11 protein-coding genes and 1 pseudogene are annotated in these 12,440 nt (G+C 35.6%); 3 read left to right on the top strand and 9 right to left on the bottom strand.

The window, feature by feature from the left end; all coding sequences use genetic code 11:
* Positions 1-179: 179 nt before the first annotated feature.
* From ABH959_RS13465 to ABH959_RS13455, 3 genes are read right to left on the bottom strand one after another with little or no spacing between them, the layout of a single operon-like run.
* Positions 180-1,088 carry an iron-hydroxamate ABC transporter substrate-binding protein gene (locus ABH959_RS13465; protein WP_404492704.1) on the bottom strand — a complete coding sequence of 303 codons (909 nt, stop codon included), beginning with the start codon at positions 1,086-1,088 and terminating at the stop codon, positions 180-182.
* A 21-nt stretch (positions 1,089-1,109) separates the two neighbouring features.
* Complete coding sequence (locus ABH959_RS13460) at positions 1,110-2,126, bottom strand: FecCD family ABC transporter permease (protein WP_113936016.1); 1,017 nt, start codon at positions 2,124-2,126, stop codon at positions 1,110-1,112.
* Positions 2,127-3,161, bottom strand: a complete 1,035-nt coding sequence (locus tag ABH959_RS13455; RefSeq protein ID WP_113936017.1) for a FecCD family ABC transporter permease — start codon at positions 3,159-3,161, stop codon at positions 2,127-2,129.
* 276 nt (positions 3,162-3,437) lie between these two features.
* On the opposite strand from ABH959_RS13455, the gene ABH959_RS13450 reads away from it, so the two are divergent.
* Positions 3,438-4,202, top strand: a complete 765-nt coding sequence (locus ABH959_RS13450) for a DUF817 domain-containing protein (protein WP_002142605.1) — start codon at positions 3,438-3,440, stop codon at positions 4,200-4,202.
* 122 nt (positions 4,203-4,324) lie between these two features.
* Here ABH959_RS13450 and ABH959_RS13445 read toward each other — a convergent pair.
* Both ABH959_RS13445 and ABH959_RS13440 read right to left on the bottom strand, forming a co-directional pair.
* Positions 4,325-5,361, bottom strand: a pseudogene (locus tag ABH959_RS13445) (DUF4003 domain-containing protein).
* Between the two features lie 277 nt (positions 5,362-5,638).
* Entirely contained in the window at positions 5,639-6,094 is a 456-nt protein-coding gene (locus tag ABH959_RS13440; protein WP_113936020.1) for a DinB family protein, read from the bottom strand.
* 204 nt (positions 6,095-6,298) lie between these two features.
* Here ABH959_RS13440 and ABH959_RS13435 point away from each other — a divergent pair, with 204 nt between their 5' ends.
* On the top strand, positions 6,299-6,787 hold the full coding sequence (locus tag ABH959_RS13435) for a DinB family protein (RefSeq protein WP_113936021.1): 489 nt from the start codon (positions 6,299-6,301) through the stop codon (positions 6,785-6,787).
* A 290-nt stretch (positions 6,788-7,077) separates the two neighbouring features.
* Here ABH959_RS13435 and ABH959_RS13430 read toward each other — a convergent pair whose 3' ends face one another.
* The gene (locus ABH959_RS13430; protein WP_113936022.1) at positions 7,078-7,965 is read right to left on the bottom strand and encodes a LysR family transcriptional regulator; all 888 of its coding nucleotides are present in this window, start codon (positions 7,963-7,965) and stop codon (positions 7,078-7,080) included.
* Positions 7,966-8,087: 122 nt separating this feature from the next.
* Here ABH959_RS13430 and ABH959_RS13425 point away from each other — a divergent pair, with 122 nt between their 5' ends.
* Complete coding sequence (locus ABH959_RS13425) at positions 8,088-9,053, top strand: quinone oxidoreductase family protein (RefSeq protein ID WP_061689243.1); 966 nt, start codon at positions 8,088-8,090, stop codon at positions 9,051-9,053.
* Positions 9,054-9,119: 66 nt separating this feature from the next.
* Here the strand turns inward: ABH959_RS13425 and ABH959_RS13420 are convergent, their stop codons facing one another.
* The 3 genes from ABH959_RS13420 to ABH959_RS13410 all read right to left on the bottom strand — a co-directional run bounded on the left by ABH959_RS13420 (position 9,120) and on the right by ABH959_RS13410 (position 12,423).
* Positions 9,120-9,830, bottom strand: a complete 711-nt coding sequence (locus ABH959_RS13420; protein ID WP_113936023.1) for a histidine phosphatase family protein — start codon at positions 9,828-9,830, stop codon at positions 9,120-9,122.
* Between the two features lie 160 nt (positions 9,831-9,990).
* Positions 9,991-10,515: a GNAT family N-acetyltransferase gene (locus ABH959_RS13415; RefSeq protein WP_404492703.1), complete on the bottom strand. Its 525-nt coding sequence runs from the start codon at positions 10,513-10,515 to the stop codon at positions 9,991-9,993.
* Positions 10,516-10,521: 6 nt separating this feature from the next.
* A complete protein-coding gene (locus ABH959_RS13410) occupies positions 10,522-12,423 on the bottom strand; it encodes an endonuclease MutS2 (RefSeq protein WP_404492702.1) in 1,902 nt (633 codons plus the stop codon).
* Between the last annotated feature and the right edge of the window lie 17 nt (positions 12,424-12,440).

Here is a 12,440-nt window from a genome sequence, read left to right as displayed (position 1 = left end):
TATTATCCCCTTGTCCTTTGAACTGTTGTATTAACGGGATACTCACAATAAGCGCTGACATTGGCACATCTCCCTTGCATTGAATTAACTTCATTGTATAATTTTTCATTTATTCTAACAATAACAACAATAAAAAGGCCCTCCAAATTTAGAGGGCCTTTCCTAATAGTAAAACTGTATTATTTCGTAAACATTTTCTCCGCTTCATCCATTGCCATTTTGTTTCCTAAAGCAGAATAGTCAAGCCATGGTTGGTCATTGATAATGTATACGTGCTTGCCTTTAACAGCTTTTAAGTCTTTCCAAATTGGTGTTTCTTGAAGTTGTTTAAATGCTGCTTTTGCTTTATCGTCTCTGTTTACGACAACGAAAATAGCATCCGCATCAAAGTCAGGTAATACTTCTTGTGAAATTACTTCGAAAGGACGGTTTCCATCAATTTTCTCTACACCATTTGCAGGTTGTAATCCTAAGTCTTGGAATAAAATTGGTCCCATCGGTCTTTTCGTACTAAATACACGTAATTCTTTTGCAGTAACGCGAATTGCCATTACTTTCTCATTATTACCTAGCTCTTTATCTATTAAACTTTTTACTCGTTTTGATTGCTCTTCATAATCTTGAATATATTTATCTGCTTCTTTCTCACGGTTTACAAGCTTACCAACTTCTTTTAAATGATCTCTCCACGTACCTTCATCTAAATTAAAAGAATGTGTTTTTGCAATTTTTTCGTATTTCGCTAAATCTTTGCCAGCATATTTTTCATCCACATAAATTTCAGATGGCTTTAATTGTAGTAATGCTTCCATATTCGGATCTGTTACAACGCCAAGTTCCTTCGTATCTTTCAACTGTTCTTTCACGTGAGGTAAGAAATCTTTTAAATCTCCACCAATTACAGAACCTACCGGTGTAATTCCTAATGCAAGTAAGTTATTCGTTAAATGAATAGACATAGAAGCAATTTTTGGATCATTACTTTTTTCAGTTTTTTTAGTTGCCTCTTCACTAGATTTCGTTTGACCACATGCTGATAATACTAAAATAAACATAATGCTAAATAAAATAGTAAGTTTCTTTTTCATATGTTCTCCTCTTTGAAGTATTTATTTTGTTTTTGTAAGTAAATAAAGAAAATATGGTGCACCTAAAGCCGCTACTACTACGCCAGCTGGAATAGAGTTTGGCTCAAATAAAGATCGCCCTATCGTATCCGCGAGTACTAAAATAATCATTCCAATTATGCCAGCTAACGGAAGAAAATGTTGATATGTACTACCTACTAACTTTCTTGCGATATGCGGAGAAACTAAGCCGATAAAGCCAATTCCCCCTGCCATTGATACACTTGCACAAGACAATCCTACCGCTGTAGCTAAAAGCAGTAACCGTTCTTTTTGAACAGATACACCAAGTCCTGCTGCTACACTATCACCTAGTGACAGTGCATTTAACGTTTTGGATTTCAGCCATGCGTACGGAGTTAGTATCAAAATCCAAGGTAATAATGCTAGGACATGAATCCAATCTCTTCCCCACACGTTACCAACTAACCACCTAGAAGCGAATGTATACGTCTCATCATTTAACTTGAGCGAGAAAAATAACGAAAGTGCACTAAAACCAGCTGAAACTGCAATACCAACAAGAATAAGTCTAATGGGAAGTAAACCTTTTGACCGATCACTCGCAAGCAAAACAATAAGAAATGCAGCTAGCACTCCTCCGCCAAATGTAAATAACGGTATTAAAATCGATGCACTCTCATTAATAGAATGAAAGAAAGTAACAAATACAATAAGCCCGAAAGAAGCACCCGAATGTAATCCAAGAATACCGGGATCTGCTAGTGCATTACGAGATAGCCCTTGCAAAATCGCACCGGAAACTCCAAGGCCAATACCTGCTAACATTGTGATTATAATTCTTGGCATACGATAATCGTATAGCACGGTTGCACTCTCAAAATCACCATAGCCAAAAAGCGTTTGAATTACTTTGAGCGGTGCGATGCTCAGCGTCCCCGTATTTAAGCTAATCAAAATTACAGCGATACTTATACATCCGAAAATTGTAGTTACAGTAATAGCCTTCTTTTTATCCTTGTTAAAAAGATTCTTCACTTATAGCTCACTCCCAACTTTACGTGCTATATAGAGGAAGAACGGAACTCCAACAAGAGCTACCATAATCCCTATCGCAAGTTCTTTAGGAGGATTTACTGTTCTTGCCCCTAAATCAGCTAAAACTAATAACATAGCTCCTAATAATGCTGACATAGGAATAATTAGTCGATAATTAACACCTACTAATTTTCTAGCAATGTGCGGAATGACTAGTCCTACAAATCCAATGGAACCAACAGCTGAAACAGAAACACCTGCTAGAATCACTACCATAATCATCCCAAGTATTCTCGTTCGGTTCGTTTTTACACCTAAATTTGTAGCGACATCATCCCCCATCGATATGAGTGAAATAGATCGCCCTAGCGCTGTCGCAAAAACAATTGTTATGAGAATAATAGGCACTAAAAATTTCAAGTGTTCCCACTTAACCCCCGCAACACCACCAGCATACCAAAACGCTAAATCTTGGCTTAAGTCATAATAAATCGCGACACCTGAACTTAACGAATGTAAAAGCGCGGCCATAACCGCCCCTGCAATCGTTAACCTCATCGGCGTTAGCCCGCCTGATGTTGCTGATCCAATAATAAAAATGAGTACTGTACTTAAAACTGCTCCAATAAAGGAGACAATCATTAAATAGGAATACGGCATATGCGGGAAAAAAGCAAAGCTAAGTGCTACTACAAACATCGCACCTGCATTTATTCCAAGTACACCTGCATCAGCTAAAGGATTTCGTGTTACCCCTTGCATAACAGCTCCAGCGACTGCAAAAGCAGCTCCTACAACTGCTGCGCCAATTACCCTTGGGAGCCTTAATTCATAAATAATTTGATGCTGTGTTAATTTCGGATTATAATCAAAAACCGCTGCCCACACCGTTTGCAAATGAATATCCTTTGCCCCGAATGCAATAGCTAAAAATATAGATCCGATTAAACATAAAATTGTTAAGCTCATGAAACATACGAACTTAATATGTATCCAGCGATTATTGCCAGCATGTACAGTAGATTTATGTAACATGTTTCATTTCATCCTTTATATTCAGTTCTTTTTTATAATTATTTTTTATTTATAATCATTATTGATAATAATTATCATTTTCATTTAGATATTATATCCCCACTTTTTTTAAATAGCAAACTATTTTTTTACTTTGTTAAACTATCAAAACACTTATTACAATTCCCTTCTAAAACTTCCAAATACATGCAAAATGATGTACTGTTTTATTTTCAAATTTGTAATATACTAAGTTATTATTTTGATTTTTCAAATAAAAACCCTGAAGGTGAAAACATGTTTTATGTAAAACAACTACTCTATTTTACTTATGAACAAGCATTATCCTGTTTGTTCCCTGTCGTTATTTTTTTAACACTTGCTCTTTCAAAAATCATTTCGATTCCAGGGCTGTACCGATATGATTTCATACTCATCGTATGTCTTCTTATGCAGTGGATTATGTACAAGACTGGTCTTGAAACGAAAGACGAACTAAAAGTAATTACTGTCTTCCACCTCATCGGCCTTTTACTAGAAATATATAAAGTACATTTCGGTTCATGGAGTTATCCTGAAGAGGCGTATTCAAAAGTTTTCGGAGTTCCGCTTTACAGCGGTTTTATGTATGCGAGTGTCGCAAGTTACATATGCCAAGCGTGGAGAAGATTGCATTTACAAATGCATCATTGGCCGAAAGCTATTTTTGCAATACCTCTAGGAGCAATGATTTACTTTAATTTTTTTACACATCATTTTCTATATGACTTTAGATGGGTATTAACTTTAATTTTATTCATTGTTTTCTTTCGCACATTTGTGGAATTTTCATTACGAGGCGTTACATATAAAATGCCGCTCGTACTCTCATTTTTCCTTATCGGATTCTTTATTTGGATTGCAGAAAACATCGCTACCTTCTTCGGAGCATGGCAATATCCAAATCAACGGGAAACATGGAGCCTCGTTCACTTAAGCAAAATTAGCTCATGGTTTTTACTCGTTGTTATTAGCATTATGATTGTTACACAACTCAAACATTTGAAGCAGTCGAAAAGATAATGCTGATTATGTAAAAACAGTTAGCCCATCACTCATTAGAGAGTGATGGGCCTTTTTTAAACCATCCTCATCAAAGGCATTATAGGTTCATCATAATTTACGAGAGCATAAGCAGTTGCACATTATGAACTAGTACTAGCAGAAGAGGTTGCTGCAGATGAAGCGGCAATCGTTGCCATCATAGCTGCCTGTTGTGCTTGTATGAGGACTTCTATCATAGTTTGTAAACCTGTGTTGGTAGCTTTACTCTCCTCACCTTTCTGACTTACAAACAGTTGAATAGCAATAAGAATATTCGTATCTGTATGCCAACGGAATAATTTCTCCCCCTGCAATTTTTCAATCAACGCTTTAATAGAATGAATCTCTTTTTCTCCATCCTCAAGTAACGCTAGTAGCCCGATAGCTGGATAATGCATCTGTTTCACTTTTACCTTTTCTTGTTTTAACAACTTCCATATGTTTGTACATGTTGCAACTAACATTTCTTCACGGACATCCTTCTTTAGTGAGAGGATATGACTTAAAAACTGAAGATCATTCCCTTTACGCAAACCAGCTTTCGCTAGTTTCTGATAAAGACGTTCTACTCGGTCCATAAGTGTTTCTACATTCTCTGATTGTCCTGCTAGTAAAACCGCGAGTGGATAATCATTTGTACCTGTAAGAAAAAGATGATCCTCTTTCATCCGTTTATATACTTGCATCGAACGCTGAATGTGCGTGCCATGCTGTTCATTTTCTTCTGTTAAAAGCACAGCTGCTGCGAGATAAGTAAATATACTCCGGCTAAAGCCACCAGCGACCAATTGTTCATATAAATCTAAAAACCTCTGAAAAGCTTCCTTGTAATCTGTAAAGTGAATATCTAATGTTGCGGACACCACAAAGCGATGATAAGACTTTAAGTATGAAAACATCCCTACCTGATTCTTAATATAACTACTAATTTCTAAAAAACGTCCGAGATCAAACAGTTTATCACTACCTGCATACATAGCAGCAATCATCATACCTGTTCGAGAATCACTCGTTTTCCATTTTAGTTCTCCCTTTAACTGTGCATATGTATGTGTGTATTGCTCCAACTTTTGTTCCAATGTAATCATAGTATTCCCCCATTTTCTAGTTCCTCTCTTTTATTATACGTATATTCCATATTTAGGAATACCCTATTTCATACAGATTTTGCAACCTTATACTTTCTTCTGTATTATTTTTTTTCTATTAAGTAATACAAAAAAAATAATAACTACCATAAAATTTAGGATGTTTCTTTATCCTAATTGGTTGGTTGGTTTTCTTTCCTTCTTCATCAGCATCACGATGATTAGCGTTCATAATCCTTAATCCTTCAAGAAGTTCAACAACAAAAAAGGATAGATAATAAATTATCTACCCTTTTTTGTCTATATATTATTTAACTTTACCCAAAACTAAAGAGCCTTAATAATACGTTCCATCGCCTTCATTTGCCCAATATGGTCTGCTTCATGATAAAGCATCATACCGTAAAGCTCTCCAACTGTTTCCAACCCTAAAAATGGCTCTGGAAGTTTATTTTCAAATGCTTCTGCTGGAATTTCTTGAATGCGCTTCGCTTGTTCTTTTAATTGAACCGTTAACACATCTAATGATGGCCCTTCTGTTTTCCATTTAGATGGTCTTGAACCATATCCAAACATACCTGGATATTCAGTTGGTAATTGTTTAAATTCTTTTCCAAACATGAAAACTTCTGCTGCCGTTAACACATGACCGATATGCCAGCGAATTGTATTGTTAAAGCCCTCCGGCTGCGTATCCGCAGTTTTGTCATCTAACGTTTCCATAAATTGAAGTAATGCCCCACGCGTTATTTCAAATTGTTTTAAACCAATTATTCTATTCATTTTATCGTCTCCTTTTTTATGTACAATTTATTATGAACTAAGGATGTTAAACTTATTAAAGTTTCACCTTGTTTAATCTATCAGAAACAATGAAGAAATACATCTAATATGCCTAGTAAAAATAATAAAAAGGTTCACCTCTCGTACATATAGAATTACTTACTACACAAATAGTTTAGTAAATAAAAGAGGAGTGTTAATTTCATGTTACATATTTTAAAACAACAATATAATCTTATTAGCTCTACAAGAGAAACTCTATTTTCGTTTTTGGAAGAAATCCCATTAGAAAAATTACATAGCACTGTTCCTAATTTCGGAAGTGGCAGTATTTTAAAAACCCATATTCATGTAGCCGATTGCTACCGATACTGGCTTGGATCATTCGCATTCAAGCAAAAACGAGCAGATTTTTCATTCGCTAGTGATTATGAAATTGAGCATGCAGATGTCGAGAAAGTTCGTGCTAGATTTAAGTTAGTCGATGAGGTTGTAATGCGTTTTTTAGATGAATACAATGACCGTTGGCTCGAAAATATAGCAAATGAAGTGAAATGGCAAAAAGAACCTTGGAGCACAACTCCGTTATGGCTTTTAACTCATGCGGAAACACATGAATTTCATCATAAAGGTCAAATTGTATCCATGGCTCGTCACCTCGGATACACTCCTCCTGACACAGACCTTAGTTAATTAATTACTGCAACTGAACTTAATAAAGTGAAGGCTAATAATCAGTGGGGGCTTTGTTCGTCCTCCACTGATTATTAGCCTTCACCAATCGGGCGTTTACGGGCAGTTGATCTCCCACCTAACTTCTTTGCTCCAGCCAAATTTTAAGGTGGGAGTCTTACTGCCCACAAATAGCGGGATAAACACAAAAAAGAAAGAGTACGTTTTGATTAATCTATTTCAAAACATGCTCTTTCTTTCCGTAAATAAGTTAATCGTTTATTATATTAATTCCTCACTTATAACACCCGTTAATTAAAAGACTCCCTCGTCACCTCAATAAATTGCTGCAGTGGCGCTGTCATCCATTTATCTTTATGCCAAGCAATTTGCGTATAGATCGGAGTGATTGTATTCTTTAAGACTAATTCCTTTATCGTTCCCTCTCGTATATCTTTTTCTACTACTATTGCTGGCAAAACTGCTATACCTAAATCTGCAATAACGCATTGTTTAATTGCCTCGACACTAACAAATTCAATCTTATTTGCTGGGTATACATCTTCCGCACGGAATAACTCTTCAAATAAAGTCCGATACGAGCAACCTAGTTCTGTTAGTAAAAGTGTTTCGCTTTCTAAATCTTTTGTAGAAACGGAAGGTTGCTCAAGTAAACGATGCGTAGGAGCAGCTACTACTTTTAATTCTTCTTTCATAAGCGGCTCCACATGTAAAGCATCTTCTGTTTTACATTCGTCCAAAATAAAGGCAAGATCGACTTTTCCCTCCATCAATTGTTCCTTCGCATCTTTATTGGAATGCGCTGGTTTAAATATAAGCTTAATTTGTGGAAATTGCGCTTTAAACCTCTTTAATATAGAAGGAAGTCTATATGTACATTGACTTTCTTGTGCACCGATTATTAACGTACCCGCTATTTCCTCATCATCTTTCACAGCCATTTTCGCTTCGTTACTGAGTGCAATCATCTTATCAGCATATAGTTGAAACTTCCTGCCTGCTTCAGTTAAGAAAAGACGTTTTCCTAACCTTTCAAATAATGGCGTGCCTAGCTCAGCCTCTAACGTTTTAATTTGCGCCGTTACACTCGATTGAGCAAAGTTCAATTTCTTCGCAGTTTGCGTAAAGTTCAAAGTGTCCGCTGCTACTTTAAATGTAATTAATTGTTTTATCTCCATTTATCATCCCTCTTTTCAATCGGTATTTCCGATTGATTCCATCGAAATAATCCTCTTTGTCTATTGATATTTGTATTGTATGATAAATAGCATCGACAAACAATAAAATGGAGGTATTCCATATGAAAGCACTTTGTTTCGAACAGTTTGGAAGTCCAGATGTACTACAATATAAAGAAATACATGATCCAATCATAAATCCAAATGAAGTTCTTGTTCGCATGCAAGCAATCGGTTTAAATTTCGCTGATATTTATAGACGCCGCGGCGATTATCATCTCGCTGGTAACCCGCCTTATATATTAGGTTATGAAGGCGCTGGTATTGTTGAAAAAGTAGGAGCTAACGTTACTACTATCAATCCCGGAGACCACATTGCATTTGCTGACGTTCCATTCTCAAATGCAGAATTAGTTGCCGTTCCATCTGAAAAAGCAATTACACTTCCAGACTCTATTTCTTTTGAAACAGCCGCTTCTGTCTTATTACAAGGATTAACAGCACATTATTTAACGAAAGATAGCTATCAAATAAAACAGGGTGATATAGCTTTAGTACATGCCGCAGCTGGTGGTGTTGGTCAGCTTCTCATCCAAATGATTAAACTACAGGGCGGAAAAGTAATCGGTCTTACATCATCAAAAGAAAAAGCACAAGTAGCTACGTTAGCTGGTGCTGATCACGTATTTTTATATACTGAAGCATGGCATACGAAAGTACTTGAATTAACTAATGGTGCCGGAGTAAATGTTGTGTATGAATCCGTAGGTTCTACATTAGAAGAAAGCTTTAAAGCGACTAAAGTTGGTGGTACTGTCGTATTTTACGGAATGGCTGGCGGTAATCCAACGCCTGTAGATCCACGTATGCTTATGGATACTTCAAAGACTTTAACCGGCGGAGATCTCTGGAATGTGCTTACGACTCACGAAGAGCGAAAAGAGCGTTCCTCTCAATTATTCGAATGGATTACAACTGGAAAACTAAACATTGCAAGTCCTACTACATTCTCTTTACAAGATGGTGCTCTTGCACATGAATTATTAGAGAGCCGAAAAAGTACTGGGAAGATTTTATTAACCCCATAATTTACAAAATAAGAAAGGGAAGCTAGATTTTCTAGCTTCCCTTTCTTATTTCTATTTGAGATATAATTATATTTCCACACTTTCTTTCCCTTTTGCAACATAACTCATATCTCCAACAGACTCGACTGTGTATGTTCCATCTTGATATACAATCTTCGTCACACTAGCATTTTCCACTCCAAGTTTTGTTTTACTACTGTCTAACATTTCTATTAAGGTAGTAATCAAAAGCCCATGAACGACAACTAGAACGTTGCCACCTCCATTTTTAGCAGCTTCTTCACTAATTTTATCAATCTCTGTTTTTATGCGAGTAGAAAATAATTCCCAATCTTCCGCCTGTTTCGTAGGGTCTGCTGCTCTAATAAGATTAATCACTTCTTGAATAGAAAACTTCATGAGTTCTTCTGGAGATGCAACGCCCGCAGCTTTTCCAACCACATCCCACATATTTTCAAGTTTTTCACCTTCAAAAATACCAAAATTTAATTCTCGTAAATCTTTTCTTTTCTCAAGTTTCAATTTTGATTGCTCACTATATTTTAATACTAAATTAGCAGTTTCAATCGCTCGACCGCTATCACTACTATACGCATTCATAAAATGAATATCTTTTAATCCCGTTCCTAAATTAGAGGCAACTTCCACACCTTTTTCTACTAACGGAGAGTCTGCCCAACCTTGCGCGCGATGATTCGCATTTAATATTGTTTTACCGTGTCTTGTAACATATAACGTAACTACATTCTCATTGCTATCTGTTTCTCGCTTCTTCATTCTATTCTCTCCCTTTACATTTCTATATCAATTTTACCATCTCAATTATTCATTGAGCAAAATATACGTAAGTAGATCTGCTTAATAAAAAAAGCTATCTTTCTGTATATCCCTACAAAAAGATAGCATCTTTTATGATTACATTTCTTAACCGATACTCCTACTCAGCAAAAGCACTCGAATATTGTACAATTCCTTCTACACCTTGAAGAGCATTCTCTCTAAGTTCCATCGCCATAAACACTTCATCAGGTACTTCAAATGGTGCTTTTATATTCCACTCACTTGCTTTCTTAAAGCCAAATTTCGGATAGTACTCTGGATGTCCTAATACTACAACTGACCCGTATCCAAGTTCTTTCGCTTTTTCTAACGCAGCTCCAATAAGCTTTCCACCAATTCCTTTCTTCTGATGGCCCCTAGCTACTGATACTGGCGCAAGCGCTAATGAATCTACAGAAGCCTCATCTTGTTCTATTGTAATTTTCGATAACATAATGTGACCAACGATTTCCTCATCTACCGCAACAATTGATAAAGCTGGAACAAACGTGTCACATTCTCTAATACGTTTTACAAGTTCATGTTCCTTTTCATCACTAAATTCTTCATTTAAAAACGCTTGTTTTACAACTTCTTCTGTCTTACTATAATCATTTTTTTGTTCTTGTCTAATCGTTACCATTCTATATTATCCTCTATTCTTTCTTATTTCTTTTTCAATTTTACGAAGCGCTTTTTTCGATCCGCGCTCAATATCGTGTTGCATTTTTCTTTCTTTATAATCAACAAATAGTGTATTTAAATCATATCCTTCTGGGTATAATTCTTTCGCCGCTACCTCTAAAGTAATACGTTTCACATTCACTTCAACGAATTCACCGTTATAATATACAACGACATTATAGAAATTATTTTTTTCCTTATATACAATCCCGAAATCGTTATGATCTAACAAATTCACACGGTCGCCGATTTTATATTCATAGTCATTTTCTCTTTTTTCTTGCACCATTTTCGGTTTTCTAATCTTACTTTCATTCACTTTTTCTAGAGCGTATTCTTTATTTCCCATATACTCTTTCGCTCTTTGCAGTACATGTTCTCTCACATTCATTTTATTCGCAATCCAAAGTGCATTACTTTCACCTGATTTACCGATCACTAATTTATAAAGTGGCTCTAGTGTTTCACTATTAAATTGCATTGCTGCGTTCATAAAATCATCATGCATTTCTGAAAAGCGTTTAATTTCACCGTAATGCGTACTCGCAATTGTAATACATCCCGCAAGATAAAATTCTTCTAAAATAGATATCGCAAGCGCCGCACCTTCATTCGGTTCTGTACCGCTTCCTATTTCGTCAAATAACAGTAACGTATTATTATTTGACATCCTCATAATTTCAGAAAGATTTTTCATATGAGATGAAAATGTACTTAGTGCATTTTCGATACTTTGGTTATCACCAATGTCTACAAATACATTTTCGAAAATAGCAATTTCCGTTTCTTTATCTCCAGCGATGTGAAGGCCTGACATTGTCGCTAATGTTAACAATCCAATTGTTTTTAGCACAATTGTTTTCCCGCCTGCATTCGGCCCAGTAATAATTAAACTACGGTATTCTTGACCGATTTCAAAGTTTAATGGTACTACTTTTCCACTTAAAAGCGGATGCTTACAATTCATTAAATGAATGTAGCCATGATCGTTTAATTTCGGCTCTATTCCATCGATTGATTTACTAAACTTCGCTTTCGCAAATACCATATCATATTGGCTAATTAGTTCCATATTAATTTTTATATGATAAATATTTTCTAATACCATTCCTGATAAAGTCGCTAAAATTTGATACTCTTCCATCGCTTCTTCTGCTTTCCAACTTGCGAGTTCCGTATTTAACTTTGTAACCGTATGCGGTTCTATAAATACAGTTGAACCTTTAGCCGAAGCTTCAACTATACTTCCCGCAACTTGATTTTTATAAGAAGATTTAATTGGAATCGTATACCTATCGTCCTTCTTACTAATAAAGAATTCCTGAATATATTTCTTATTTGCACTACTATTTAAAAACTTCGTTAAACGTTCTTTTATTTTTCCGTCTACAGAATCAATGTTATTGCGAATTCGTTTTAACTCTTTACTAGCAGCAGAATCAATGCTATTTCCTTTAATTGAAAAGTTAATTTCCTCTTCAATACTTTTATATTCAGTCATTGAATTCGCATAAGAAGCTAATACTGGCGCAAAAAATTCTTTATCTAACATAAAATTTTTAATCTTTCTACAGCCACGTAAAAAGTCTGAAACACTTACTAACTCTGCTGGATCTAAAATCATCCCTTTTTCTAATTTTTGAATTGTACTAGCGATATTAGAAATTCCGAAGAAAGGCACATGCCCTTCTGCATCTACTATAGCTCGTGCTTCTGTCGTTTCATTCAAGCGATTCCTCACTACTTTTATACTCGTACTCGGCTCTAATTTATTTAATAGTTCTTTACCTAATCCACTTACACAATAAGATTTCACTATATCCTTTAATTCGTTATATTGTAACTTTTCAAAAGTCATCGTATTCATTTTGTTTCTCCTCACTA

Origin of the sequence: Bacillus sp. RC51, from assembly GCF_044908115.1 — a bacterium.
Classification (GTDB): domain Bacteria; phylum Bacillota; class Bacilli; order Bacillales; family Bacillaceae_G; genus Bacillus_A; species Bacillus_A mycoides.
The sequence above is the reverse complement of the archived record's forward strand: the minus strand, read 5'-3'. Positions and strand labels throughout refer to the sequence as shown.